The organism is Alteromonas sp. (assembly GCF_984505615.1).
The window spans coordinates 287,210-313,758 of sequence record NZ_CFHOXV010000002.1 but is presented as its reverse complement, the minus strand read 5'-3'; the positions used below and the strand labels follow the sequence as shown (position 1 = coordinate 313,758).

Sequence of the window (26,549 nt, the reverse complement as noted above, 5' to 3'; positions counted from 1 at the left end):
AAATGCCGGGTATTTTTTTAACTTTTTCCAGACTCTGAAAACCGGATTATTCTTCTTCAGTTTTATACTTTGCAGCAGTGTCTTTAATCAAAGGTTGTAATTCATTTTGCTGGAACATTTCGATAATAATGTCACAACCGCCAACCAGTTCGCCATCTACCCATAGCTGTGGGAAAGTTGGCCAGTTAGCGTATTTAGGTAATTCCGCACGGATATCCGGATTTTGCAGAATATCCACATATGCAAATGGTTCACCACATGACATCAGCGCCTGAACGGCTTGTGCAGAAAAACCACAACTAGGCAGTTTAGGAGAACCCTTCATGTATAAAAGAATTGGGTTTTCGCCAATTTGCTGCTTAATTCGGTCTACGGTTGATTCGGTACTGTTTTCCATCCGATCCTCTCTGGTGGTGGGAGATACTTTCAGTGCATTATGGGTATCTTAGCGCCGGATTCAAGGGTTGAGAGCGGTTTTTCTGTCATAGCATGACTATCTTTTCATTAATGTGATCTGAAATCTCCTGTTAACCTTAACAGTGAGTATCACTATTTTTGGCAAATCAGATGATGATTTTTTTGCATTGCACCACTAAAAATGCATAAATTTGTCATTGAGTTATCAAAATCTACCCTTATATCTGTATACAGCTTTGACCGTTGTCGTTTTCCCGCGCCCATGTTGTGAACAAAGTGGGAATATCGACGTTAATACATTGAAAAGAATGGAGAATTCAAATGGCGTTTGAACTACCACCACTGCCGTACGAAAAAAATGCACTTGAACCGCACATTTCAGCAGAGACGCTGGAATACCACTACGGTAAGCACCACGCCACCTACGTAACTAAACTGAACGGTTTAGTGGAAGGCACAGACCTGGAAAGCAAAGATTTAGAAGAAATCATCAAAACTTCAGAAGGCGGTGTTTTCAACAACGCAGCTCAAATCTGGAACCACACGTTCTACTGGCACTGCCTGAGCCCAAATGGTGGCGGCGAAGCCACTGGTTCCGTTGCTGAAGCGATTAAAGCAAAATGGGGCTCATTCGAAGACTTCCAGGCTGCATTCGACGATAAAGCAGTAAATAACTTCGGTTCAAGCTGGACCTGGTTAGTGAAAACTGCTGATGGCTCTCTGGACATCGTAAACACCAGCAACGCAGGTACGCCGATTACTGAAGAAGGTGTAACACCTCTTCTGACAGTTGACCTGTGGGAACACGCTTACTACATCGACTACCGCAATGCCCGTCCTAAGTATCTGGAAAACTTCTGGAAACTGGTTAACTGGGAATTCGCAAACGAAAACTTCGCGAAGTAATTGCTGAGCGAAAGCTTAATCTAAATAAAAAACCCGCAATCGCTTGCGGGTTTTTTGTTACACAAATTTAACGTCAACTGACTGGCATAAAAGACAAAATCTATTCGAAAAGGTTCATTCTTTTATTAGACCAATTATTGAGCGTTTATTACCAAATATCCTGAAAATTTCCTTTTAAAGTTGCCAAAGAGGACTAAGCTGTAAAGACGGGAATCCGTTTTTTGGGGAAATCTATGGGTATTTTCGAGCATTACCAGCAACGTTACGAAGAGCGCCAACAAGAAGAATTCACCATCCAGGAATTTCTGGATATCTGTAAAAGCGACCCGACAGCCTATGCGAACTCCGCAGAAAGGTTGTTACAGGCAATAGGCGAGCCTGAAATGGTCGACACCTCTACTGACCCGGCACTCAGCCGCATATTTTCGAACAGGGTCATTGCACGCTATCCGGCCTTCCATGAGTTTTACGGTATGGAAGAAGCGATAGAGCAAATTGTCTCCTACCTGAAGCATGCTGCTCAAGGCCTGGAAGAAAAGAAACAAATCTTATATCTGCTCGGTCCCGTCGGGGGCGGTAAATCCTCTCTTGCAGAGCGGCTTAAAGAGCTGATGCAAAAAGTACCGATTTACATGCTGAAAGGCTCACCGACCAACGACCATCCGTTTTCACTGTTCGACCTTGCCGAAGATGGCAATATTCTGGAAAAGGAATACGGCATTCCAAAACGCTATCTCAAAACCATTATGTCACCCTGGGCCCGTAAGCGGCTGCATGAATTCGGTGGCGATATTTCTAAATTCAAAGTAGTACGGGTTTATCCGTCTGTGCTCGACCAGGTGGGTATTGCTAAAACAGAACCCGGTGACGAAAACAATCAGGATATCTCATCACTGGTAGGCAAAGTGGATATCCGCCGTCTGGAACAATTCGCACAGAACGACCCGGATGCTTACAGCTATTCCGGTTCACTGTGCAAGGCTAACCAGGGCCTGATGGAATTCGTGGAAATGTTTAAAGCGCCAATTAAGGTGCTGCACCCGCTACTGACGGCCACACAAGAAGGCAACTATAACCCGACTGAAGGGTTTTCTGCCCTACCCTTTGACGGCCTGATCCTGGCTCACTCCAACGAATCCGAGTGGCAATCTTTCCGCAATAACAAGAACAACGAGGCGTTTCTCGACCGCGTATACATTGTAAAAGTGCCCTACTGTTTACGGGTATCAGAAGAGATGCGGATATACCGCAAGCTGCTCGACAGCAGTGAGCTAAGCGGTGCGCCCTGTGCTCCGGACACGCTGGAGTGTCTGGCACAGTTCACAGTATTGTCCCGTCTTAAAGAGCCTGAAAACTCCAGTGTCTACTCTAAAATGCGGGTTTACGATGGTGAAAGCCTGAAAGATACCGATCCGAAAGCCAAGTCTTATCAGGAATACCGTGATTACGCCGGCGTAGATGAAGGTATGGAAGGGCTCTCTACCCGTTTCGCCTTTAAGATTTTATCCCGTGTGTTCAATTTCGACCATCAGGAAGTGGCAGCAAACCCGGTACACCTGTTCTACGTGCTTGAGCGGCAAATTGAGCGTGAGCAGTTCCCTCAGGATACGGCGGACAGATACCGCGAATATCTGAAGGGCTATCTTATTCCCCGCTATGTGGAATTCATCGGCAAAGAAATTCAGACAGCCTATCTGGAGTCCTATTCTGAATACGGCCAGAACCTGTTTGACCGTTATGTCACTTATGCTGACTTCTGGATTCAGGATCAGGAATACCGCGATCCGGAAACCGGTCAACTGTTTGACCGCAGCTCACTGAATGCCGAACTGGAGAAAACAGAAAAGCCGGCGGGTATCAGTAACCCTAAGGATTTCCGCAACGAAATCGTCAACTTTGTGTTGCGGGCCCGTGCTAATAACGGGGGCAAAAATCCTGCCTGGACGAGCTATGAAAAACTACGCACTGTGATTGAGAAGAAAATGTTCTCCAACACAGAGGACTTATTGCCAGTGATTTCTTTTAACACTAAAGGCTCTACTGAAGATAAGAAAAAGCATGATGACTTCGTTAACCGTATGGTGGAGAAAGGCTATACCTCCAAACAAGTCAGATTGCTGTGCGAATGGTATCTGCGGGTACGCAAAGCGTCCTGATTTGTCGCTTCAGGCAAACCAGACTCACGCATTGTTGTTGCAACCAAATAGTAGGTATCTATGGCGCATTTTATCGACCGAAGGTTAAACAGTAAGGGAAAGAGCACGGTAAACCGTCAACGTTTTTTACGCCGCTACAAGCAGCAGATAAAGCGGGCGGTATCCGATGCGGTCGGCCAGCGTTCAGTCACCGATTTGGAGACCGGCGAGCAGATCAGTATTCCCGCACGTGACATCAAAGAGCCGGTATTTCATACCGGCCAGGGCGGCCAGCGCACCATCGTTCACCCCGGCAACGATCAGTTCACGGCCGGGGACAAAATTGAACGTCCTCCCGGCGGGGGCGGCGGACAAGGACAGGGCGAAGGTGATGCCAGTGACAGTGGCGAAGGCCAGGACGAATTTGTATTCTCAATTTCCAAAGATGAATACCTTGATTTGTTATTTGACGATCTCGCCCTTCCCAACCTCAAAAAGAATCAGTTTGATAAGGTGGTGCAGTATGAAACCTACCGTGCCGGCTATCAGACTGATGGCGTTCCCAGTAACCTCGACATTGTCCGTTCGCTGAAAGGTTCAGTTGCAAGACGAATCGCGCTGACCGGCAGTGACCGGAAAAAACTCCGCGAGAAAGAAGCACAACTGGAGGCCCTGAAAGCTGACAAGCATGACAATGCGCTGGCCATCATGGAGCTTGAGAAAGAAATATCAGCGTTGAAACAAAAAATTGCCAGAGTGCCATTTATTGATACGTTTGATTTACGCTTCAAAAACTATGACCGGCGCCCGGTGCCCACCAGCAAGGCGGTAATGTTTTGCCTGATGGATGTATCCGGCTCAATGGATCAGGCAACCAAGGATATGGCAAAACGGTTTTACATTTTGCTTTACCTGTTTCTTACCCGCACCTATGAGAACGTTGAAGTGGTGTACATCCGTCATCACACTCAGGCTAAAGAAGTCGACGAACAGGAGTTTTTCTACTCACAGGAAACCGGCGGTACCATTGTGTCCAGCGCGCTGAAGCTTATGGATGAAATCATCAAAGAGCGGTATACAGAGAGCGACTGGAATATCTATGCTGCACAGGCATCGGATGGTGATAACTGGGCCGATGATTCGCCGCAATGCAAACAAATACTCATGAAGGAGTTGCTACCGGCAACCCGCTATTTTGCTTATATCGAAATAACAGAGCGGCAACATCAGAGCCTGTGGCGGGAATACCAGCAGGTCGAGAACAGTTGCGATAATTTTGTCTGTAAACACATTCAAAGTGTCAGCGATATTTTCCCTGTATTCCGCGAACTCTTTAAAAAGTCGGAACAGGAAGCAGCCCCGGGAGGATAGTATGGCAAAAACGACGAAGCGGGCTAAGACCCCTTTGAGTGACGGTCCGGACTGGACTTTCGATATGCTTGAGCAGTACGAAAGCCACATCGATCGCATCGCCAAAAATTTCAAACTGGATACTTACCCGAATCAAATTGAAGTTATTACTGCTGAGCAAATGATGGATGCCTATGCCAGTATTGGTATGCCCATTAATTATGCACACTGGTCTTTTGGCAAAAAATTCATTCAAACCGAGCAAAATTATCGTCGCGGCCAGATGGGACTGGCCTACGAAATTGTTATCAATTCCGACCCGTGCATTGCGTATTTGATGGAAGAAAACACCATCACCATGCAGGCACTGGTCATGGCCCATGCCTGTTATGGTCATAACTCCTTTTTTAAAGGCAACTATCTGTTCCAGACGTGGACGGATGCCAGCTCTATTATCGATTATCTGGTGTTTGCCAAAAACTACATCGCCAAATGCGAGCAACGCTATGGCACCGATGAAGTAGAGAGTATTCTGGACTCCTGCCACGCCCTGATGAATTACGGTGTAGACAGGTACAAACGCCCGCAAAAAATATCCATGCAGGAAGAACAGGCCAGACAGGAGCAGCGGGAGAAATATCTGCAATCTCAGGTAAATGAACTGTGGCGTACCCTGCCCGATGCTAACGCCAGTGAAAAACCGAAACAAAAGCGTTTTCCGTCAGAACCTCAGGAAAACCTGCTTTATTTTATAGAGAAAAATGCCCCCCTGCTTGAGCCCTGGCAGCGGGAACTGGTGAGAATTGTCCGAAAAGTCTCCCAGTACTTTTATCCGCAAAAACAGACTCAGGTAATGAACGAAGGCTGGGCTTGCTTCTGGCACTATCATATTCTGAATCAGATGTACGATGAAGGACTGGTCACTGACCGCTTTATGATGGAATTTCTGCACAGCCACAGCGGCGTGGTGATGCAGCCTGAATATAACAGTCCTTACTATTCCGGTATTAACCCTTATGCCCTGGGTTTCAATATGTTCATGGACATCAAACGTGTGTGCCAGAACCCCACGGCGGAGGATAAATACTACTTACCGGATGTTGCAGGAAAAGACTGGCTTGAAACTGTGCATTTTGCCATGCATAACTTCAAAGATGAGAGTTTCATCAGCCAGTTTTTGTCTCCCAAGCTCATACGGGACTTTAAGCTGTTCGCCATTGAAGATGATGCGCGCGATAATTTTGTCAGTGTCAGCGCCATTCACGATGAGCAGGGATATTTAAAGATCCGTGAGAAATTGTCCGCCCAGTACAACCTGAGTAACCTGGAACCCAATATTCAGGTATACAACGTAGATGTCCGGGGCGACCGCTCCCTGACGCTGCGGTACATTCCGCAACGGGGTATTCCGCTGGCAGAATCGAAAGAGGAAGTCATGCGGCACCTATTCCGCCTGTGGAAATTTGATGTGTTTTTAGAACAGGACGGACCGGAAGGCGCTGAGGTGATTGCCAGCTGCACCCGCCCCGCTAACGCCGCCTGATGAGCACCTGCAGCAGGCTGATGAAAGTCTGCCTGCTGCGCTTAATCTGCAGATACCCGGCGAACCTTACTCTCTGACGAATGGATATTTCCCGCCCCCCTGCAATAAGTCAAAGGCGGGCTTCTCATTTTCTTTACCGGATGATTTGAACATCATCACAATGCCGGCAGGTTCAAACTGAAACTCTGTTGGCGAAAACGCTGTCAGCGGAAAAGCATTCTGGCCTGTGGCTTGCGCCATTAATATCCCGTCTTTGACGGTCAGCGTGATTTTAAGAGGAATCGCATCCGAGCTGTATGTGCCCTCGTAAGTGGACAGTTGCGACTCACTTAGGGTCACAGGTTCTTTTGAAAAATCCGGTAACTCATAGGGCAGTCCGAAGTAAATACTCAGCACCGCAACACTGATTTCATTCAGGGTGTAGTTCACGCCGTTTGCAGTTAAGGCAAACCCTACGTTCCCCATCTCAAAATAGCCGGACTGGGAAGCAAAGCCGTCAATGCTGCCATTATGGCCCCACAAAGTTCTTTCGTAGAAAGGAAACGGAAACAAGCCGTGACCCAATCCTTTCTGTACCCTCTTCATCATAGCCAGTGATGACGATGATACTAATTTGCCTTCAAACAATGCCGTCAGGAACGTCGCTACGTCTGTGGGCGTGGAAATAACTGCACCGGCACCATGGGGCACACTCATGTTTGTTTCGGTAGCCGGCTGCCAGCCACCGTCATAATAATACGAATTAGCCTGATCCTGCTCAACGTCAATGGCATCACCGTATGCCGTACGCTTTAATCCCGCCTTTTCGACAATACGGCTTTGCAGCTGGCTGGCATAACTGTCGTTTCCGAGCTCTTCAATGATGTATCCCAGCAAAACATAACCAGTATTGGAATAACGTGTGTCTGTACCAGGCGGGAAATCAGCTTCCAGCGCTTCAAACACAGACAGCATCTCAGCCTTACTCCGTGGAGATGTCATGTATGTGCGGTATGCCGGTAAATTTGTGAAATTGTGCAGGCCGCTGCGATGACTCAACAGCATTCCGATAGTGATAGCACCGGCATTTTTAATATCAGGGAAGAACGTGGAGAGGGGTGTATCAAGGCTCAGTTTTTCTTCTTCAATTAATTGAAAAATCATCACTGCGGTAAACACTTTGGTGATCGAGCCCACGCGATACTGCGTATCCACTCCGGCTTTACGGCCAGAGGCGACATCAGCAAATCCAATGGCGCGTTGATAAACGGGCTCACCGCCATCAACAATCGCCACACTCAGCATCGCCTTGTCTTCTTTTTCCAGTAACGCGAAGTATTTGTCCAGTTTTGCACTGTCAAAATCCTGTGCACAAACGCCCCACGCAGCAAACGCCAGCAGTAAAACAAAAAACCTTTTCATATGCACTCCCTTGCCAGAAAATACGGCGATGATCAAAGTCAGAATGACACAGAATTCACCGCCAGGTGCAATCTACACTGACGGATTTGCAGACGTATTTCAACGTGAATGGCTATTTTAAATGCAACAAATTGTCATCAACGGGGAAAGTGGCAAAAAAGCACAGAGACGCTAGGATGCGCCCTGTGTATTAATTGTCGGACGATGGCAGAACAGCAGACAAACAGCGCCCAGAAATGCCGCACCGGCAGCAAAGGCAAAGGTTTCATAGGCATGGACCCCCTGGTCCCACAACTGACCTGCCACATAATTGCCCAGCGCTCCGCCCATACCGAAAGCAATACTGACGTACAGGGCCTGACCGCGACTCTGGAAACGGGACGGGAAAAAATGCGTGATGAAGTGCATAGCAGTAACATGCGCCAGGCCAAAGCTCAACGCATGAATAAGCTGACTGATCACCACAACCACGCCATGCTCTGCCCACGCCGCCAGCGCGTACCATCTGCCTGCTGTTAACACCATACACCACAATAACAATTGCCACACACCCACTCTGGCAATCAGTCTGCGGGCGATCAGGAAAATGCCGATTTCAGCCACAACGCCAATGGCGATGAGCATACCGGTTTGCTGACCGCTGTAATCGAGATCACGCATGTACAGAGCGAAGAATCCGTAATAAGCGCCAAAACTTACCTGCAATAAAGCGGCGGAGGCCAGAAATAACAAAAAGGTTCTGTTACGGGCAATTTGCCACAGCGTACCGGTTTCTTCATCCTTAGACGGCACTTTGTCCGGCTGACGAATAAACAGAGAAGCCAGAAACAACCCGGTCAGCACAAATAAACTGGCATACACCGGCGCCTCTGAGGAAAAGATATCCAGCGCTTTTCCTGTGGACACAGTAAGTACTATAAAACCGATACTGCCCCATAGGCGAACCTGGCCATAACTTATCCGGGTGGGTTTTACCGACTGAATGGTGATCACCTCAAGTTGAGGCAACACCGCCGTCCAGAACATCATCATTAATCCGAAGGCCAGCGTGAGGCCCCAGAAACTGCTAAACCAGAATACAGATGTAAAACACACCACAGACAACAGGCAGCCGAGGCGGACAACATTTACCGCTTTACCGGTTTTGTCTGCCACACTGGCCCACAGAGACGGACCGACAATACGGGATAAGGTAATCACTGCCCACAATTCGCCGATGTCTGACGAGGTAAACCCGCGGCCATCAAGGAAAATGCCTAAATAGGGCGTGAGTACACCAAGCTGACCAAAATACAACCAGTAGGTAACAGCAAGCAGAATGATATTGGTGCGCGAATGAGCATTCATAACACGCACCACAGATTAGAATTGTTCAAAGAGAGGCGCTTATTTCGCAGAGTTGCCCGGAATGACAGGTGTGCCGGACATGATACCGGCATTCTGTGCGCGGTGACGCAGCACGTGGTCCATTAACACAATCGCCAGCATTGCTTCAGCAATGGGCACGGCACGGATACCTACGCACGGGTCATGACGACCTTTCGTCACGATGTCGATTTCGTTGCCGTCCACATCAATGGTTTTACCGGGCACTGAAATACTGGACGTTGGCTTAAGGGCCATGTGCACAACCAGATCCTGGCCACTGGAAATGCCACCCAGCACACCACCGGCGTGGTTGCTGCTGAAGCCATCCGGTGTCAGTGTATCGCGGTGCTCACTGCCCTTTTGTTCAATCACACCGAAACCATCGCCAATCTCAACGCCTTTCACCGCGTTAATGCCCATCATGGCACTGGCAATGTCAGCATCGAGGCGGTCGAAAACCGGCTCACCCAATCCGACAGGCATTCCCGTCGCCACTACCGAGACTTTCGCACCGATAGAGTCGCCTGATTTTTTCAGGTTACGCATGTACTGGTCTAATTCGTCCAGCTTACTTTCGTCAGGACAGAAAAACGGATTGGTATTCGTCACGCTGTGATCAACGGTCTCTACTTTGACCGGTCCAAGCTGGGAAAGATAGCCATGAATTTCGATGCCGCAACTTTCTTTCAGGAATTTCTTGGCAATACCGCCTGCCGCAACACGAATAGCCGTTTCACGGGCAGAAGAGCGGCCACCACCACGGTAATCCCGCGTGCCGTATTTTTGATGATAGGTGTAATCCGCATGACCGGGACGGAAACGGTCTTTGATATTGGAATAGTCACCACTGCGCTGATCGGTATTTTGGATCAACAGGCCAATGCTGGTACCGGTGGTTTTACCTTCAAACACACCCGATAAAATTTGTACCTCATCACCTTCCCGGCGGGCGGTGGTGTAACGGGAAGTGCCGGGTTTTCTGCGATCTAAATCAACTTGCAGATCGGCTTCTGAGATTTCCAGTCCCGGAGGACAGCCATCAACCACGCCACCAATTGCAATCCCGTGGCTTTCACCGAATGTGGTGACAGTGAATAATTTTCCAAAGCTATTACCAGACATCTGTATTAACTTTCCTTCCCGTTAAGATATGAAACCAAAGACGCACGGGAGACGGCAAAAATACCGTGTCCGCCGTGTTGCAGTGCTACCCATTCCACGTTTAATCCGGCAAAACGTTCAGCCATATGCACCTGACTGTTGCCAACTTCCACCAGCATCCAGCCATTTTCTTTTAAATACACCGGTGCCTGCTTCAGCATCTGCTCAACCAGATCAAGACCATCTTCTCCTGCCGCCAGGGCTAATTCAGGCTCATGCTGATATTCGTCCGGCAAATCATTCATGTCTTCTTCATCGACATAAGGCGGATTCGACACGATTAAGTCGTACCGCTGCCCTTCCAGACTGGTAAATAAGTCTGAATGAATGGGGAAAACACGGTCGCCTAACTGATGTTCCTGAATATTGAAATCTGCCACTTCCAGGGCGTCGTGGGAAATATCCACGGCATCCACCTGGGCTTCAGGAAATGTATGGGCCAGCGCAATAGCAATACAACCCCCACCTGTGCACATGTCCAGAATACTGGCCGGCTCAGATGACAGATAAGCGGAAAAGCGATCTTTGATCAATTCGGCAAACGGAGAACGGGGGATCAACACTCTTTCGTCAACGTAAAAAGGCATGTCGCAGAACCATGCCTCACGGGTAATATACGGCAATGGCATGCGTGTTTGTACCCGCTTTAAGACTAAATCTGCGACTTTCTCTTTTTCTGAAGTGGTAAGACGGGCTGAAAATAAGCCGTCACCGGTTTGCGATGTAATATCCTGTGGCAGATGCAGTGCATGCATTACAAGGCAAACAGCTTCATCCCAGCTGTTATCAGTGCCATGCCCGTAGTACAGGTGTGCATCGTTAAAACGGCTCACAGACCATCTCACCATGTCCAGCATGGTGTGCAGTTCACGGATGGCTTCGTCTAAATAAATCTTATCGGTCATGGAGTGTGGTACATCGCCAGAAATAAAGCTGGTATCATACCGAAACTCGCAATGACACCCAACACAAATTGCGCGATAACAGACGTGCAGATGAACACAGGTTAAAACAGACAGGAGAAAATGGTTGGCTGATCAGTGGAAACCGGAAGACGACGACAATGACATGTCATTATTCCGGGAAGCGGTAAGTGGTATAAAGCCGCTGTCACAGGACAAAATTGTGCATAAACGCCGTCATGTGCCGGCGAAGCGACTACATTCCGCCACCCGCCCGGACAGCCGTCAGCAAAAGCTGCTGGATGCCAGTTTTGCCTTTTCAGATGTCTATCAGGCCAGCCTGCCCCATCAGGGCCCCATGCGGTATTGCCGCGAAAATGAACCGACACACAGTTTGAAGCGATTACGGCGGGGGGATTTTTATCCTGAGCTGGTACTGGATTTACACGGTCTGAACCGCGAAAACGTAAAGCTGGAATTATCCGCACTCATTTACACCGCGCGCAAGGAGCTTATTGACTGTGTTGCCATTGTGCATGGCATCGGTTCCGGCGTACTAAAAAACGCCTTGCCTCACTACCTGGTTCAACACCCCCATGTCAAAGCGTTTCACCAGGCTCCCCTGGAGTATGGCGGGCAAGGCGCGTTACTGGTGCTTATCGAAACCCTTGATCCGGGCCTCAGTAAACAATAACAAACTATTTATCCGGTCCCGCGCTGTTGTGCATAAACAGCCACGTGTAATAACACATCATCAAAACAACGATGAAAATTCCAAGAAGTGAACCCCATACTACAGGGTCTTTAAGCATGGTTAGCCACATCTGATTACTCCCTAACATTGATAACTTTTTACAGTGTTAGTGTGCATGGCCAGGGCAGGTAAATCTGTGATCTGAATCAATGGGAATAGTCGATGCAGAAGAGGCCCTTGATGCAGATCAAGCAGGTCAAAAAGGGGCTTTTAAGAAAAATAGAAATTAATTCACAAAACGCTATTGCAAATCATTATCATTTACACTATATTAATCCTGCCTGTTCGACGTTGGGTGATTAACGGTCTTGGCTTAGCGTCGATTGTAGGCAGGTGTGTGGTGCGCCTGCCTACTTCTTTTCTCTCCCGGTAACCTTCGTATTGAGTCCTTCGTATTGAAAACACTGTCGCGTCCGTTATTTTCTCATCAAGAATGCCAGCCCCTAACGAAGTCACATCATCATTATGTGAACAGTTTCCAAAACCAGCTTTTCTGCAAGTCTTCTTCGCAGGTTTTTAACTGAGCAGCATAACGCAGTGAGCGTGCTTTAACCGTACCTGCCACCTTTTTCAACCAGGGCTTACTGTTGTAGGATCGGCGTTTATACCCGCCCCACCCTTCATGGTAATTCAGGTACTGGGCATAGCCGTCCCACTTTGATACACCATTAATTTTATATGACTTGGAAATAAACCAGCCCATGAAATCCATGGCATCATCAAAATCATCCCGGTCCGCCCAGCTGTTGCCGGTTTCGTTGACATAGTCAGACCAGGTAACCGTTTTAGCCTGAGAGTATCCGTAAGCGGAACTGACCCGCCCCCATGGAATAAGACCAAAAAATACATAATCTTTTGGTGGCAGTGCATCATGCCGGAATGAGCTTTCCTGATACATGATTGCCATAGGAACATGGATTGGCACGCCCCATTTATCGCGGGCATCAGCGGCCGCATCATACCAGTCTTCTTTTTCGTAAAAGATTTCGCAAATGTTACTGGTGTCCTGAGGAGGCGACGTGGCACAACCGGTGATACCACTTAAAAGCAGCACAATTCCGGCACCTGCAAAAAATCGTTGTGAATTGTTGAACTTTCTCACTGCCCGCTGTCTTAATAAGTGTTCTGGTAATAAATGTGTGTGTTTCCCTGGAACATTCTTATGCCTGGCCCCCTTGCCAGGCATTTTTTTATCCCCGGCAAGGTCAATTCAGGCTTCAGCTGTCCCGTGTAGCCATCGGTTCTGCGAAATAACCGGCGATAAAATCTGCAAAAGGTACTTCATCCGTCGCCTCAACAGCGTGCTGCGCAGCCAGTGAATCAGCGGCCATTTTTTCAAATGCTTTCAAATCATAGTGCAGATATTCATAGCCTTTAAAGGCTTCCGCGTACTGCTTAGCCAGATTAAGCCCCAGTACGCCGTTATCCATATCATTTTCAAGCAACGTTGCCAGAATTTTACCGGATGGCGTTTCATCAGCATTAAGTACTTTTTGCCACTCAGCTTTGACAGCATCGCTGTATGCCGATGTTCCGTTGGCGTTATCAAGCACTTTTGCGGTTTGCTCAAATACAGCAAACAGCCCTTCACACCATTCGCGGAATGCAACACTGCCGTCTTTGTTTTCCAGCATCAGGTCTGGATTACGTCCTTCAAGGACCACTTTATCCATATTCTCCCGGCAAACGGTGAGCTCCTCTGCCGTCATTTCAGGGCTGTCTGTCAGCAGGCATGAAAGCATGAAGACATCGAGGAAATCCATCTGGCCTTTGTCAATGCCCACAGGCGAGAAAGGATTCACGTCCAGTACCCGCACTTCCACATAGTTAACGCCGCGGCGCACAAGGGCATCGGTAGGTTTTTCCATGGAACGGGTGGGCTGCTTGGGACGAATGGGCGAATACAGTTCATTTTCTATCTGCAGAATATTCTTAGATAACTGCTGAAAATGCCCGCCCTCACCGGCGGCAAACTGACCAAACCGTGAAGATGGCGTGTACATGGCACTACGAAGTTTTTCCACATAGGTATCGATGTGGTTATAGCAAATTTGTAAAGCTGACTGCTCTGAGTTGGTGTAACCCAGATCGCTCATACGCAAAGAGGTCGCATAAGGCAGATAAACCGTGCCTTTACCCACTTTTTCAAAGTTCAGTGTCGTCGGCTTCCCTTTCAGGAAAGACTGACACAGCGCCGGCGATGCCCCGTACAGATACGGCAACAACCAGCAGAAACGACGGTAATTACGGATCAGCGAGAAATAATCAGCAGAAACCTGATCCTGAGAATATTCTACACCGTTGAGTTCTGCCCACGCCTGCCAGAATGTATCCGGCAATGAAAAGTTAAAATGCACACCGGAAATCGCCTGCATCATACTGCCGTAGCGATTTTTAAGTCCCATACGGTACACGCGCTTCATTTGTGCAACGTTAGATTCACCGTAGTAAGCCAGTTGAATTTTATTTTCATCATCAATGAAACACGGCATGCTCATAGGCCACAACATTTCGCCGTTCATATTTTCGCTGGCGAATTTGTGTATGTCCCTTAACTGAGTTTCTGTTACCTGACTGTCTGCCACCGGCGGCGTAATAAATTCCAGCAAGGCTTCAGAAAAGTCGGTAGTGATACACTCGTGGGTCAGTGCCGAACCCAGAGCCTGAGGATGGGCTGTTTCCGCCAGCCGGCCGTTGGACTGTATACGGAGGCCTTCACGTTCGACGCCATGTTTAATGTCTTTTAGTGCACTTGAAAACGCAGTCGCGTTCATCGCCGCAAGGCGACGGGAGAAAGTTGGCTCTGATGAGGTCAATGTATTCATCCATAGAGGAGGGTCAGCACCACGATGTGGGGCGTAACCCTCAAATTTCAATAAAAATTAATTCAGTGACAGCGGGACAACGGGCAAATCCAGTGTAGCAAGCTGTGGCGCCAGTGCCTCAGCATCCCCTACCACAATAATTTGCATCTCGTCCAAATTCAATTCCCGCTGCGCCACAGCATTCAACCTGTCCGTTGTCATATTCCTGATAAGGCTGGTCTGGGTTTCACGGTAATCATCTGCCAAATCGTAGGCCAGCAGTTGACGCAGAAATGCTACCTTGCTGTTCGGCGTTTCGTATTCCAGCGCATCACTGAGCGTAAAGGCGTTCTGCATGAAGCGGAGTTCTTCTTCCGTCATGCCCTGCTCTCTGTACAGCTTAATTTCTTTCATCATTTCTTTGATGGAGTCAGCGGTATTCGCTGCCGTCACATTTGCATGGGCTTCAAACCAGCCTAAGGTTTTACCGCCAATGAAAGACGTGGACGCGCCGTAGGTATATCCCTTATCTTCCCGCAAATTAAGGTTAATACGGCTGTTAAATGCTCCGCCCAGCGGGAAATTCATCAATCGTGCTAAAAAGTAATCGCCGGTTGCATCGAAGGTCAGGGCCCGTTTCACCAGATATACCACCGACTGTACGGCCTGAGGATTATCTACAACGAAGATCTGTGTTTTATCATACTCAGGAAAATCGCTGAACACAGGAATGGTGTAGTCCGCAGGCTGCCACGTTGACAGGAAAGATAAAGCAGAAGCCATCTGGATCTGCGTTAAATCACTGACTGCCACAATGGTGGCATGGGACGGCGTGTAGTACTTGCTGTAGAAGTCTTTGATGTCAGCCAGTTCGATATTAGCCAGCGTTTCAAGGGTACCGGAAGCCGGCAGGCTTACCCGGTTTTCTTCTCCGTACAGCACTTTTTCTTTTGCACGGTTTGCCAGGTAATCCGGATTACGCATACTTTGCTGCAGACTCTGCGCCATGCGGGCTTTCAGCCGGTTGAAATCCTCTTCATTGAATGCAGGATGAAACAGCTTTTCCTGCACCAGTGCCATGGTTTCATCCAGATTTTTTGTCAGCGACGATACCGACACCTGGGTGTAACGGCCCGACGCGCTGAAGCTCACCGAGCTGCCCAGTTTCGCCAGTTCATTTGATAACGCTTCGTTGGAGTAATTTTCCGTTGATTCGTTCATCATTGCAGCCGTGAGATAAGCCAGACCGGCCTTATCCTGCGGATCGAGCAGCATGCCGCCTTCCAGATTCAGCGTCAGTGTCACCGTTGGCGTTTCTGCGCTGGTTACACCAAGCATATCGATACCCGGCGCAAGCTTGGTTTTCCAGAACTCAGGCACATGCACCGTCGGCGCAGGACCCGCTTCCGGTACCACTGTCCGGTCAAACGAATCTTTAATTTCCGCCGTCACCACGTCATCGGCAGACTCATCAGCTCCGGGAATATCACGGGGCGGAAGCGTGAAGTTTTGCGGGGCAGCCGCCATTTCCGGATGTCCTTTGGGTACCACAGAGACCGTCACAGCATGCTTGCCTTTAATATACTGACGGTAAACCCGCATAACATCTTCTGCTGTCACGTTACGGTAACGGTCAAGATCAGCCTGAACCAGGTCAGGTTGGCCGTAAAAGGTTTCTCCGCCGGACAGGGCACTGACTTTACCCGATACACTTTGCAGACCGAAAATGGTTGATGCTTCAATCCCGCCTTTGGTGCGCTGAAGATCATCTTCATTAACGCCGCGGGATTCAAACTCTGTCAGTGTTTCATCAACCAGCGTGTTCAGCGTTGCAAGCTTTTCTACCTTCTGCGGGTTCGCCAGTGCCAGTAACTGAAACTCGCAGGCCAGTTCACGACAGGGGTGAGAAACACCCGCCTGAACCGCGACGCCTTCTTTCACCAGGTTTTTATAGAACAGCGATGTTTTACCGCCGCCGAGAATGTCAGCGAGTACATCAAGGGGCGCTTCATCAGGGTGTCTGGCGTAAACCGTTGGAAACGTAATTTGCAGTAAAGGCAGATGCACTTTGTCTTCTACCGTCACGTACCGGTCTTCCGTCAGGGTTACCGGCTGAGGTTCAGGATCTGCCACCTCAGGACCACGGGGCACCGGGCCAAAATACTTTTCCACCCACGCTCTGGTCTGCGCAACATCTATGTCGCCACCAATGGTCAGCACGGCATTGTTGGGGCCATACCAGCGCTTAAAGAAGGCTTTCAGATCGTTTACATCAACACGGTCGAGATCTTCCACATAACCGATGGTAGACCAGGAATAGGGATGGCCTGCCGGATACAGGGCCTCGCCATTTTTCTCAGAACGCAATCCGTAGGGTTGATTATCCACCCGCTGCGCCCGCTCATTTTTCACGGTATCGCGCTGGTTCTCAAACTTCGTCTGATTTACCGCCGGCAGCAAAAAGCCCATGCGGTCGGCTTCAAGCCACAGTACTTTTTCAAGCTGATTAGCCGGTACACTTTCAAAGTAGTTGGTCCGGTCTGTATTGGTGGTTCCGTTCAGGGTTCCGCCGGCTTCAGTGATGATCCGGAAGTGTTCTTCATCAGCAACATGCTCTGAGCCCTGGAACATCATATGTTCGAAGAAATGGGCAAAGCCGGACTTACCGGCATCTTCCCGCGCACTGCCTACGTGATACGTCACATCCACGTGTACCAGTGGATCGGAATGGTCCTCATGCAAAATAACGGTGAGGCCGTTATCCAGCGTATATTTTTCGTAGGGGATATGGACTTGCTGCTCCTGCACCGCAACGGTTGTCTGCTCAGCAGGCTTCTGAGACTGACATCCGCTTAATGACACTGCAACGCTCGCACACACTAATACTTTTGTGGCCAGAGATAACGCCATCAGGCTTCCTTTTTTCATTGTAAGTTCATCACTGTTAAGACAATCCGTCTTAAACAGGTCTGCCCCGTTGTGCCGGAACAGAATACAGATTGTTACTGAGACTACCAGAATTTGGCTCAGAAAGCCCAGGTCTCCTTAACCCCTTTGTATCAATTTATTTATTAATGAAATACACTGGTGTAAACACCTGGAGAGACTGTATGGATTCTGCCGAAAAGATAATCAATCTCGAATTTGGCCTTTCTCAGTTAAGTGGGAATAAAACGCTGTTTCTGCGACTTTTGCAAAAGTTTGCCGACGAATACCAGCACGCCTCAGATAAACTTCAAACTTTACTCGATAACTGTGACTGGCAGGAAGCCAGAGTGTATATTCATACCATCAAAGGGGTGTCGAGCAATCTGGGGATAAACCAACTTCACCTGGCCTGTAAAGAAACAGAGAACGAGCTGAAAGCGCAGGAAACGGTGCCGGCTTCCCTCCCTGCCCTCAAGCAAACAGTGGTTGTTACCCTGGACGCTATCGCAACATTACAAGCTAATCCGGCCTTGCTTGACGACCTGCAAGCCGCAGAAGCCGCTATGAATGCGCCGGCAGCCGGTCATCAGGACAGCGAGCCTGCTGTAGCCACCGCCGGTACCGCTGGATCTCCGGCTTCTGCTCCGCAAACCGGTCAGGCGCCTCCAGCCTTTATTCAGGCGCTGGAACAAAGTGAATTTATTGCACAGGACCAACTGGACAGCTGGCTGGCCGCCACCACGCCGGATCCGGCATTACAACAAACCCTGCGCGATGCCATTGACGAACTTGATTACGATACCGCACTGAACCTGATCCGTGGATAGCCCCGCAACCTCTGTCGGGATGTGTTTCGAACATCCCGACTTCTATGTCATTCATAAACCTGTCGGCATGCCAATGCACGATGACGCGCTGGGCGTAATACATGCTATCCGGGCACTCACCGGAGAACAGCAGCTCTACTTATGTCACCGTCTCGATACTGTGACTTCGGGCTGTCTGTTGATCGGCCGTAATGCTTCTGCAGCCGCACAGTTAAGCGGACTGTTTGCCGGTCGTGACATACAGAAATATTATCTGGCCATCCTGTCGGGAAAACCGGCGAAGAAACAGGGCACCATAGCCGGTGATATGAAAAACCGGCGCCGTGGACAGCATGTGCTGATGAAAACCCGCGAAAACCCGGCTGTCACTCAGTTCTTCAGTCATCACAGGGCTGAAACCGGACGCATTGCGCTGGTTAAACCGCTTACCGGGAAAACCCATCAGATACGTGTTGCCATGAAAAGTCTGGGGTCGCCCATTCTGGGTGACACGTTATATGGCGGCAAAGAGGCTGACCGTGTCTATCTGCACGCGTGGCAATTACACTTTTCTTATAACGGTGAGGATTTCAGCATCACCTGTACGCCTGAGGAAGGCTCGCGCTTTGTCTCTGAGGCATTTTCCGGCTGGCTTGCGGAACAACCGGACAACCGGTCACTGCCCTGGCCATCTTTCACCCTGCCGGAAATAAAGAGCCGGTAATGTCAGTCAGGCTCTGTGTTATAGGCAGCGGCGCTGTAGGTTCACTCTTTACTGCAAAGGCACTGGAAGCCGGCTTTGATGTCACCCGTGCAGTGAGACAGCCCCGCTCTGGTGCGCAACAGACCACCGTAAAAACGGTGACATTGCAAAATGACAGTACGGTTTCCTTGCCTGACGCCATTATTACTCCGGACAGCCAGGTGGATATCCTGTTCGATCTGAATGTTATTCCTGTGAAGGTTTATCAACTGAAAGAAGCTTTGACACAGTGGTCTCACCTTTTCACGAATAATACGCCGGCCTTGCTGCTGCAAAACGGTATGGGAGGAGATGAGATCTTTCGTTCTGTTTTGCCTTCTGTGAGACTTTATCAGGCAACCACCAGCCACGGCGCTCTGCGTCAGCAGAACGCTGTGCGCCATACCGGTTTTGGTGAAACGCTGGCAGGCCCGGCAACAGGACTAAACAGGAATGACAGTACGGATGAAAAAGTGTTTCGGATCCTTGAGCAGGCATTTCCGCCGGTAACACGCTGCGACAATATTGCCCTGGCTCTCTGGCAGAAGTTGTCTGTCAATCTGGTGATTAATCCGCTCACGGCACTGCATAACATCCGCAACGGGCAACTTCTGGAGCCGGCATATGACGCAGTGATTTCATCGTTATGTCGCGAAACCAGCCTGGTCATGCAGGCTTGCGGTTACAAGGAAAGTGCAGACGTTCTGAAAAACCGTGTATTACGGGTTGCCGGGGCCACAGCGGTTAACTACTCCAGTATGCATCAGGACGCGGCTCACGGCCGCCCGCTGGAAACCGGCGCGATCACCGGATACCTGTTAGAGAAAGCTGCAGCGCATCACATTCCGGTTCCCGCTCATCAGTCTTTGTTTGATGCACTGACAGACCGCTTTCCGGCTTAATCGATTTCGTGGGCGACCTGCCCGTGAGCCAGCATGGCAAATAACCCTGTCCCGCCGGCAATATTCCCCAGCAGCGTAGCAAAAATCAGCGAGCAGAGTTGGTACAGTGTGACTTCCCCCTGCATCGCAAGCAGGAACAATTCCGTAGACCCGGCAATCACGTGGGTGAAATTCCCCATAGCTATGAGATAAGTAAACATAACGATGACGAAGAAAGCCGCACTCTGCACCGACGGTTTCATCCAGACAATACCGGCAATAATGAAACCTGAAATGACCCCGTAGGAAAAGGCCTGCCCGAATTCCAGCTCCACATAATGTCTTGAAATAGCATTCATCCCCTCAATGTATTCCGCCGGCACGGTATGTAACTGATACATTAACGTCGCGGCCAGTAATGTACCCGCCATGTTGGCGGCAAACACGATAGCCCACAACCTTGCGGTGCAGCCAAGCATGGCAAGAGAGCGGTGGTTAAGCAGCGGTAAAATGACAGTGAGAGTATTTTCAGTAAACAGTTGCAGACGGCCCATGATCACAAGGACAAAACCGACGGTATACCCGAAGTTCTCCAGCGCAAACTGGTAGTCTGAACCTTCAAACACCGTATGCAGAATGCCCTCTGCAAGTACTGAGGTTGATATGCCAATGCCGGCAGCCACACCGGACCACCACAGCGACATACCCGGCCGCTCAAGCTCTTCAAGCCCCTCCCGGTGAATTACCGCATACAGAGAAACTGAACTCAGACTCTGGTGATCACGCACATCCTGTTCTTCTTCCTTAGTAAGCGGCGAGTCAACATGACGCTCGTCTTCGTGTTTCTCTTTCCCTGTCATATCCGGTTCCTGCAAAAGTGTTCTTAAATACGCCTTGTTACGAGTGATACGACAGGCCGGAGTAAAGCGATTGAATCAAAGACATAAAAAAACGGTATGGGCTTACGCGCATACCGTTTTTAGCAATCAGCAGAGAGATTTATTCCTGTACTTCCGGCTTCATGTGCGGGAACAGGATAACGTCTTTAATTGTCGGGCTGTCAGTGAACAACATAGCCAGACGGTCGATGCCAATCCCCTGACCCGCTGTTGGCGGCAGACCATATTCCAGCGCACGGATGTAATCTTCATCGAAGTGCATGGCTTCATCGTCACCGGCATCTTTTTCTTCTACCTGCTTACGGAAACGGGCTTCCTGATCTTCAGGATCGTTAAGCTCGCTGAAACCGTTAGCCAGTTCACGGCCGCCTACGAAGAACTCGAAGCGGTCAGTGATGAACGGGTTATCGTCGTTACGACGGGCCAGCGGAGACACTTCCCAGGGATACTCAGTGATAAACGTAGGCTGGATGAGTTTCTCTTCAGCTGTCGCCTCAAAGATTTCACAAAGGTACTTACCTGCACCCCAGATCCCGTCTACTTCAGGCTCTTTAATGTGCAGCTGTTTCGCCATGGCTTTCATTTCATCAAGGTGGGCTTCCGGGTCGCGGATAGCAGCCTCGTTGGCTTCTGGCCAGTATTTCAGGATAGCCTCGCCCATGCTCAGACGATCGAAAGGCTTACCGAAATCATAGCGGGTTTCAGACGTCACTTCGCCTTCGCTGTCACGGGTAGTATTAACCAGTTCGGTCGTGCCAAGAATGTCCTGAGCCAGCTTGCGCAGCATGTCTTCAGTCAGGTTCATCAGGTCATTGTAATCAGAGTAGGCCATGTAGAATTCCAGCATGGTGAACTCAGGATTGTGACGGGTCGACAAACCTTCATTACGGAAGTTACGGTTGATTTCGAATACCCGCTCGAAGCCACCCACAACCAGACGCTTCAGGTACAGCTCCGGTGCGATACGCAGGTACATGTCGATGTCCAGCGCATTGTGGTGAGTCACGAAAGGCTTGGCCGTTGCACCGCCGGGAATGACCTGCAGCATAGGCGTTTCCACTTCCATAAAATCACGCTCGGTCAGGTACTGACGGATGCCGTTAATCAGGGCACTGCGGATTTTGAAGTTGCGGCGGGTATGTTCACTGGTGATCAGATCCACATAACGCTGACGGTATTTGGTTTCCTGATCGCTCAGACCATGGAATTTTTCTGGCAGCGGACGCAGTGATTTGGTCAGCAGTTGCCAGTTTTCCATGTTCACATACAGGTCGCCTTTTCCTGACTTGTGCAGGTCGCCGGCTACACCGATGATGTCACCGATATCCAGACTACCGAATTTCGCTTTAATTTCTTTTTGTGTTTCTTTGTCGGCGTAAGCCTGAATACGACCGGTCATATCCTGCAGCAGCAGAAACGGACCGCGCTTGGCCATAATACGGCCGGCAACGGAAACCTTATTGCCCTGTTCCGCCAGCGCTTCTTTTTCCACTTCACCGAACTGCGCCTGCAGTTCTTCAGCGTAGTTTTCGCGGCGGAAGTCATTAGGGAAACCATTTGCACGGCAGTTTTCCCGAATCGCGCTCAATTTAGCCCGGCGCTCGGCAATGAGTTTATTTTCGTCGAGTTGTTGGTCGGTCATAACCTGTTCACTTTTAAGTGTAATTTACAGGCCAGATTTCAAACTGGCTTGCAGGAATTTATCTAAATCACCGTCGAGGACGGCTTGCGTATTACGGGTTTCTACACCTGTACGTAAATCTTTAATACGGGAATCGTCCAGCACATAAGAGCGGATCTGGCTGCCCCAGCCGATATCAGACTTGTTATCTTCCAACGCCTGCTTCTCAGCATTCTGCTTCTGCAACTCAAACTCATAAAGTTTGGCTTTCAGTTGCTTCATCGCCTGATCTTTATTCTTGTGCTGTGAGCGGTCATTCTGACACTGCACTACGATGCCCGTGGGTTCATGGGTAATACGAACCGCCGAGTCTGTTCTGTTAACGTGCTGACCACCGGCACCGGAGGCGCGGTAAGTATCAATACGTAAATCAGACGGATCAATATCGATTTCAATATTGTCATCAATTTCAGGATAGACGAACGCAGAAGAGAACGACGTGTGACGACGGTTTCCGGAGTCAAATGGTGACTTACGTACCAGGCGGTGTACGCCGGTTTCCGTTCTCAGCCAGCCAAACGCATACTCGCCTTCAAAGCGGATTGTGGCACTCTTAATACCCGCAACTTCGCCTTCTGACAGTTCGATAATTTCTGTTTTGAAGCCGTGTGCTTCACCCCAGCGCAAATACATACGCAGAAGCATATTGGCCCAGTCCTGAGCTTCCGTACCACCGGAGCCCGCCTGCAAATCGATATACGCATCGCAGGCATCGTTAGGGCCTGCGAACATACGGCGGAATTCGAGGACTTCCAACACTTCAACAAGGGAATCCAGTTCAGATTTCGCTTCTTCGAAGGTTTCTTCATCTTCCGCTTCGATGGCCAGTTCCAGAAGGCCTTCAACGTCTTCAGCACCCTGTTCGAGCTTCTGAATGGTTTCAACCACCTGCTCCAGGGCTACTTTTTCTTTCCCTAAGGCTTGTGCGCGCTCAGGCTCATTCCAGACGTCCGGGCTTTCAAGCTCACGGTTAACTTCTTCTAAACGTTCAGACTTCGTATCGAAGTCAAAGATACCCCCTAAGTGCTTCAGAGCGCACCCGGATATCTGCTATGGCATTTTTGACAGGATTTACTTCAAACATGATTTCGCCAGGAGATAAATTAAAAAACAGGACGGCGGATAGTACCGAATCTGGCGGGATTTTGATAGTAGGCGCACCGGGAATCAGGCGAATTTCACCAGATTTTCAGTGGTTATGACCGGTTACGGCGAAGGGATGTGTCCGGCAACTGCTATGTAGCCTTTACCGGACGGTATAAAAACAAACAAATCTGATGATTTTACAAAAACATGCCGCCGGAAATTTCCACGCGCTGACCGGTCATCCATGCGCAATCATCACTGAGTATTTTGGCGATTGCCGGGCCGACATCGGAAGCTTCCCCTACTCTGCCCTTAGCCGTTACACTGCTGACAAACTGGTTCACGTCCGGGTTGTCTCTTACCGTACCGCCAGCGAAATCTGTGGCAATGGCACCCGGTGCGATGGTGTTTACGCTGATCCCGCGGCTGCCCAACTCTTTTGCCAGGTACCGCGTCAGTACTTCCACACCACCTTTCATCACTGCATAAGCACTTGAGCCGGGCAAGCTGAACCGCGCCAGACCCGATGAGATATTCAGAATATGTCCGTTATCTTCAATATCACTGAGCAGTGCCTGTGTCAGAAAGTACGGCGCTTTTAAATGCAAATCTGACAGGGCTCTGAGCAATCATTTCGTGGTGGGCTACTCACCGGACATGCGCCCCGATGCAGATTCCTTTGATTATTTTCACAACGGGCATAACTATCAGGTAGCGATGACAAGCCGGGTATCTGTGGCCACTACAGACGTCTACCTGACCTCCTGCCTGGCGGGACTGGGAATCATTCAGGTTCCTCATCACGGGGTTAAGCATTACCTGGCCAGTGGCGAGCTTGTAACAATTCTGGATGATTTTACCTGCCCGCCCCTGCCTCTTTCCGTGGTTTACACATCAAGACGCCATATGCCTAAACGAATCAGCACCTTTATAAACTGGCTTACAGAGCAGTTTGCCTGATGGAGCCTGCGAATTTTAACGGAAACAAAAAACCGGCAGACGCCACAAGCGACTGCCGGTTTCTCTGATATCAGCGGAGCCTGATAGACTTACATTTTTTCCAGTGTTTCGATACCCAGCAGGCTCAGACCCTGTTCCAGTGTATTGGCCACCAGCGCAGCGAGTTCAAGCCGGCTGTTACGCACCGCTTCATCAATACCGTCTTTCAGGATCGGGCAGGCTTCGTAGAAACTCATGAATGCGCTTGCCACATCGTACAGGTAAGTACACAGCACGTGAGGCGTTGCTTCACGGGATACCAGACCAATCACTTCTTCAAATTGCAGTAACAGCACAGCAAGTGCATGCTCCTGCTTTTCGGTAAAGGTCATTGCACCTTTCAAATCTGCCACCGCAATTCCGGATTTACGGAAAATACTTTTCACGCGGGTAAAGGCATATTGCAAATAAGGCGCTGTATTGCCTTCAAAGCTCAGCATGGTGTCCCAGTTAAACACGTAATCCGTGGTACGGTTTTTACTTAAGTCAGCGTACTTAACAGCACCAATACCCACTTTACGGGCCACTTCAGCCAGCTCAGCTTCTGACAGGTCATTGTCCCGCTCGCTGATGAGTTTGCCGGCGCGCTCTACCGCTTCGTCAAGTAACTCAACCAGTTTCACCGTGCCACCGGTACGGGTTTTAAATGGCTTGCCGTCACTGCCAAGCATCATCCCGAAAGGACAATGCTCGTAAGTCTGTTCTGCTTTCATGAAACCGGCTTTACGGCCCACAATTTCAGTTTGCTTAAAGTGCAGCGCCTGACGGGCGTCAGTAAGAATAAGAGTACGGTCAGCGTTCAGTTTGCCGCTGCGGTAGCGCATAGCTGCAAGGTCGGTAGTGGAATACAGGTAGCCGCCACCGGATTTTTGCACAATGTACACCGCCGGATTCCCTTCTTTGTCCGCCAGTTCAGGAATAAACACAACCTGTGCACCCTGATCCTCTACCGCAATGCCTTTTTCTTTCAGGTCACGGATGACATTCGCCAGATCATCATTATAGGCAGACTCACCCATAATATCGTCGCGGGTCAGACTGACATTCAGTTTGTCATACACTTCTTCGCTGTGCTGAACGGATACATCAATGAACTGTTTCCACAGCGTAAGGCACTGCTCGTCGCCCCCCTGTAATTTCACCACGTATTCACGGGCACGGTCAGCGAAGCCCTCTTCTTCGTCGAAGCGTACTTTCGCTTCACGGTAAAAGTCTTCCAGATCAGACAGTGCGGTTTCCGCAACCTCACTTTCCAGCTTGTCTGACAGGTGTGCCAGCAACATGCCGAACTGTGTCCCCCAGTCCCCCATGTGGTTCTGGCGGATAACCTTATGACCAAGGAACTCCAGCACTTTTACGACAGCGTCACCGATGATAGTGGTACGCAGGTGGCCCACGTGCATTTCTTTAGCAAGGTTCGGGGAAGAGTAATCCACCACAATGGTCTGCTGGCTGTCTTTTGCCACGCCCATGCGGGGATCATGCAGTGCCAGTTCACACTGATTCGCAAGCCACGAATCGCTGAGATGCACATTAATAAAACCTGGGCCTGCCACTTCCATCTTGCTGGCAACGTCATCCAGGTTAACCAGTTCAACAATTTTCTCCGCAATGTCACGGGGCTTTTGTCTTAATTGTTTCGCCAGTGCCATCGCACCGTTGAACTGATATTCACCAAATTCAGGCCGCGAACTGCGTGCCACAGGCACCGGCGCATTTTCAGCACCTAGTTTTTCCAGTGCCTCGCTAAAACGGCTGACTAATAAAGCATGTATGTTCATCGTTT

The 26,549-nt window shown here is 49.5% G+C and carries 23 protein-coding genes; 9 read left to right on the top strand and 14 right to left on the bottom strand.

Annotation, left to right across the window (positions count from 1 at the left end):
• Positions 1–46: 46 nt before the first annotated feature.
• Entirely contained in the window at positions 47–397 is a 351-nt protein-coding gene (locus tag AC4PME_RS03010; RefSeq protein ID WP_119500672.1) for a Grx4 family monothiol glutaredoxin, read from the bottom strand.
• Between the two features lie 341 nt (positions 398–738).
• Between AC4PME_RS03010 and sodB the strand changes: the two genes are divergently transcribed.
• The 4 genes from sodB to AC4PME_RS02990 all read left to right on the top strand — a co-directional run bounded on the left by sodB (position 739) and on the right by AC4PME_RS02990 (position 6,351).
• Positions 739–1,323 carry a superoxide dismutase [Fe] gene (gene sodB / locus AC4PME_RS03005; RefSeq protein ID WP_119500671.1) on the top strand — a complete coding sequence of 195 codons (585 nt, stop codon included), beginning with the start codon at positions 739–741 and terminating at the stop codon, positions 1,321–1,323.
• A 233-nt stretch (positions 1,324–1,556) separates the two neighbouring features.
• On the top strand, positions 1,557–3,479 hold the full coding sequence (locus tag AC4PME_RS03000) for a PrkA family serine protein kinase (RefSeq protein ID WP_119500670.1): 1,923 nt from the start codon (positions 1,557–1,559) through the stop codon (positions 3,477–3,479).
• A gap of 60 nt (positions 3,480–3,539) precedes the next feature.
• Positions 3,540–4,829 carry a YeaH/YhbH family protein gene (locus AC4PME_RS02995; RefSeq protein WP_491046462.1) on the top strand — a complete coding sequence of 430 codons (1,290 nt, stop codon included), beginning with the start codon at positions 3,540–3,542 and terminating at the stop codon, positions 4,827–4,829.
• Position 4,830: 1 nt separating this feature from the next.
• Entirely contained in the window at positions 4,831–6,351 is a 1,521-nt protein-coding gene (locus AC4PME_RS02990) for a SpoVR family protein (protein ID WP_119500668.1), read from the top strand.
• Between the two features lie 66 nt (positions 6,352–6,417).
• Here the strand turns inward: AC4PME_RS02990 and AC4PME_RS02985 are convergent, their stop codons facing one another.
• From AC4PME_RS02985 to prmB, 4 genes are all read right to left on the bottom strand, one after another.
• Positions 6,418–7,752 (bottom strand): serine hydrolase domain-containing protein, encoded by a 1,335-nt coding sequence (locus tag AC4PME_RS02985; protein ID WP_491046463.1) that lies wholly within the window; start codon positions 7,750–7,752, stop codon positions 6,418–6,420.
• 171 nt (positions 7,753–7,923) lie between these two features.
• Positions 7,924–9,099, bottom strand: a complete 1,176-nt coding sequence (locus tag AC4PME_RS02980) for an MFS transporter (RefSeq protein WP_119500666.1) — start codon at positions 9,097–9,099, stop codon at positions 7,924–7,926.
• Between the two features lie 39 nt (positions 9,100–9,138).
• Positions 9,139–10,242: a chorismate synthase gene (gene aroC / locus AC4PME_RS02975; RefSeq protein ID WP_491046464.1), complete on the bottom strand. Its 1,104-nt coding sequence runs from the start codon at positions 10,240–10,242 to the stop codon at positions 9,139–9,141.
• Between the two features lie 5 nt (positions 10,243–10,247).
• Positions 10,248–11,186: a 50S ribosomal protein L3 N(5)-glutamine methyltransferase gene (prmB, locus tag AC4PME_RS02970; RefSeq protein ID WP_119500664.1), complete on the bottom strand. Its 939-nt coding sequence runs from the start codon at positions 11,184–11,186 to the stop codon at positions 10,248–10,250.
• Between the two features lie 124 nt (positions 11,187–11,310).
• Here prmB and smrB point away from each other — a divergent pair, with 124 nt between their 5' ends.
• Positions 11,311–11,877, top strand: coding sequence for an endonuclease SmrB (gene smrB, locus AC4PME_RS02965; RefSeq protein WP_232373506.1), 567 nt, complete (start codon positions 11,311–11,313; stop codon positions 11,875–11,877).
• 4 nt (positions 11,878–11,881) lie between these two features.
• Here the strand turns inward: smrB and AC4PME_RS02960 are convergent, their stop codons facing one another.
• The 4 genes from AC4PME_RS02960 to AC4PME_RS02945 all read right to left on the bottom strand — a co-directional run bounded on the left by AC4PME_RS02960 (position 11,882) and on the right by AC4PME_RS02945 (position 17,651).
• On the bottom strand, positions 11,882–11,995 hold the full coding sequence (locus tag AC4PME_RS02960) for a DUF3149 domain-containing protein (protein ID WP_442858453.1): 114 nt from the start codon (positions 11,993–11,995) through the stop codon (positions 11,882–11,884).
• A gap of 405 nt (positions 11,996–12,400) precedes the next feature.
• Positions 12,401–12,994 (bottom strand): transglycosylase SLT domain-containing protein, encoded by a 594-nt coding sequence (locus AC4PME_RS02955; RefSeq protein WP_491046476.1) that lies wholly within the window; start codon positions 12,992–12,994, stop codon positions 12,401–12,403.
• Positions 12,995–13,154: 160 nt separating this feature from the next.
• On the bottom strand, positions 13,155–14,753 hold the full coding sequence (gshA, locus tag AC4PME_RS02950; protein WP_474844847.1) for a glutamate--cysteine ligase: 1,599 nt from the start codon (positions 14,751–14,753) through the stop codon (positions 13,155–13,157).
• Between the two features lie 66 nt (positions 14,754–14,819).
• Positions 14,820–17,651 (bottom strand): M16 family metallopeptidase, encoded by a 2,832-nt coding sequence (locus AC4PME_RS02945; protein ID WP_491046477.1) that lies wholly within the window; start codon positions 17,649–17,651, stop codon positions 14,820–14,822.
• A gap of 200 nt (positions 17,652–17,851) precedes the next feature.
• Between AC4PME_RS02945 and AC4PME_RS02940 the strand changes: the two genes are divergently transcribed.
• Genes AC4PME_RS02940 through AC4PME_RS02930 form a run of 3 tightly spaced genes read left to right on the top strand, consistent with a single transcriptional unit; the run spans position 17,852 to position 20,119 of the window.
• Positions 17,852–18,496 carry an Hpt domain-containing protein gene (locus AC4PME_RS02940; protein WP_491046466.1) on the top strand — a complete coding sequence of 215 codons (645 nt, stop codon included), beginning with the start codon at positions 17,852–17,854 and terminating at the stop codon, positions 18,494–18,496.
• On the top strand, positions 18,489–19,199 hold the full coding sequence (locus tag AC4PME_RS02935; RefSeq protein ID WP_491046467.1) for a TIGR01621 family pseudouridine synthase: 711 nt from the start codon (positions 18,489–18,491) through the stop codon (positions 19,197–19,199). The genes AC4PME_RS02940 and AC4PME_RS02935 overlap by 8 nt, the downstream gene beginning before the upstream one ends.
• Positions 19,199–20,119 (top strand): ketopantoate reductase family protein, encoded by a 921-nt coding sequence (locus tag AC4PME_RS02930; RefSeq protein ID WP_491046468.1) that lies wholly within the window; start codon positions 19,199–19,201, stop codon positions 20,117–20,119. The genes AC4PME_RS02935 and AC4PME_RS02930 overlap by 1 nt, the downstream gene beginning before the upstream one ends.
• Here AC4PME_RS02930 and AC4PME_RS02925 read toward each other — a convergent pair.
• The 4 genes from AC4PME_RS02925 to AC4PME_RS02910 form a co-directional block, all read right to left on the bottom strand.
• Positions 20,116–20,958, bottom strand: a complete 843-nt coding sequence (locus AC4PME_RS02925; protein WP_303575305.1) for a formate/nitrite transporter family protein — start codon at positions 20,956–20,958, stop codon at positions 20,116–20,118. The two genes, AC4PME_RS02930 and AC4PME_RS02925, sit on opposite strands and share 4 nt — an antisense overlap.
• A 139-nt stretch (positions 20,959–21,097) precedes the next feature.
• Positions 21,098–22,639, bottom strand: a complete 1,542-nt coding sequence (gene lysS / locus AC4PME_RS02920) for a lysine--tRNA ligase (RefSeq protein ID WP_490708571.1) — start codon at positions 22,637–22,639, stop codon at positions 21,098–21,100.
• A 24-nt stretch (positions 22,640–22,663) separates the two neighbouring features.
• A protein-coding gene (gene prfB / locus AC4PME_RS02915) for a peptide chain release factor 2 (protein ID WP_303575307.1) occupies positions 22,664–23,762 on the bottom strand; the annotation gives its coding sequence in 2 pieces (ribosomal slippage) (positions 22,664–23,686 and positions 23,688–23,762; 1,098 coding nt in all).
• 199 nt (positions 23,763–23,961) lie between these two features.
• Positions 23,962–24,393, bottom strand: coding sequence for an SDR family NAD(P)-dependent oxidoreductase (locus AC4PME_RS02910; RefSeq protein WP_491046469.1), 432 nt, complete (start codon positions 24,391–24,393; stop codon positions 23,962–23,964).
• A gap of 7 nt (positions 24,394–24,400) precedes the next feature.
• On the opposite strand from AC4PME_RS02910, the gene AC4PME_RS02905 reads away from it, so the two are divergent.
• Positions 24,401–24,724 (top strand): LysR substrate-binding domain-containing protein, encoded by a 324-nt coding sequence (locus AC4PME_RS02905; RefSeq protein ID WP_491046470.1) that lies wholly within the window; start codon positions 24,401–24,403, stop codon positions 24,722–24,724.
• Between the two features lie 89 nt (positions 24,725–24,813).
• Here the strand turns inward: AC4PME_RS02905 and argS are convergent, their stop codons facing one another.
• On the bottom strand, positions 24,814–26,544 hold the full coding sequence (gene argS / locus AC4PME_RS02900; protein ID WP_491046471.1) for an arginine--tRNA ligase: 1,731 nt from the start codon (positions 26,542–26,544) through the stop codon (positions 24,814–24,816).
• Positions 26,545–26,549 lie beyond the last annotated feature (5 nt).

Coding starts and splice junctions, on each gene's coding strand:
- AC4PME_RS02980 (WP_119500666.1), bottom strand. CDS start 9,099: ATGAATGCTCATTCGCGCACCAATATCATTCTGCTTGCTGTTACCTAC.
- AC4PME_RS02960 (WP_442858453.1), bottom strand. CDS start 11,995: ATGCTTAAAGACCCTGTAGTATGGGGTTCACTTCTTGGAATTTTCATC.
- argS (WP_491046471.1), bottom strand. CDS start 26,544: ATGAACATACATGCTTTATTAGTCAGCCGTTTTAGCGAGGCACTGGAA.
- AC4PME_RS03010 (WP_119500672.1), bottom strand. CDS start 397: ATGGAAAACAGTACCGAATCAACCGTAGACCGAATTAAGCAGCAAATT.
- AC4PME_RS02940 (WP_491046466.1), top strand. CDS start 17,852: ATGGATTCTGCCGAAAAGATAATCAATCTCGAATTTGGCCTTTCTCAG.
- AC4PME_RS02985 (WP_491046463.1), bottom strand. CDS start 7,752: ATGAAAAGGTTTTTTGTTTTACTGCTGGCGTTTGCTGCGTGGGGCGTT.
- AC4PME_RS02930 (WP_491046468.1), top strand. CDS start 19,199: ATGTCAGTCAGGCTCTGTGTTATAGGCAGCGGCGCTGTAGGTTCACTC.
- aroC (WP_491046464.1), bottom strand. CDS start 10,242: ATGTCTGGTAATAGCTTTGGAAAATTATTCACTGTCACCACATTCGGT.
- sodB (WP_119500671.1), top strand. CDS start 739: ATGGCGTTTGAACTACCACCACTGCCGTACGAAAAAAATGCACTTGAA.
- AC4PME_RS02995 (WP_491046462.1), top strand. CDS start 3,540: ATGGCGCATTTTATCGACCGAAGGTTAAACAGTAAGGGAAAGAGCACG.
- AC4PME_RS02990 (WP_119500668.1), top strand. CDS start 4,831: ATGGCAAAAACGACGAAGCGGGCTAAGACCCCTTTGAGTGACGGTCCG.
- AC4PME_RS03000 (WP_119500670.1), top strand. CDS start 1,557: ATGGGTATTTTCGAGCATTACCAGCAACGTTACGAAGAGCGCCAACAA.
- AC4PME_RS02925 (WP_303575305.1), bottom strand. CDS start 20,958: ATGACAGGGAAAGAGAAACACGAAGACGAGCGTCATGTTGACTCGCCG.
- prmB (WP_119500664.1), bottom strand. CDS start 11,186: ATGACCGATAAGATTTATTTAGACGAAGCCATCCGTGAACTGCACACC.
- lysS (WP_490708571.1), bottom strand. CDS start 22,639: ATGACCGACCAACAACTCGACGAAAATAAACTCATTGCCGAGCGCCGG.
- AC4PME_RS02945 (WP_491046477.1), bottom strand. CDS start 17,651: ATGGCGTTATCTCTGGCCACAAAAGTATTAGTGTGTGCGAGCGTTGCA.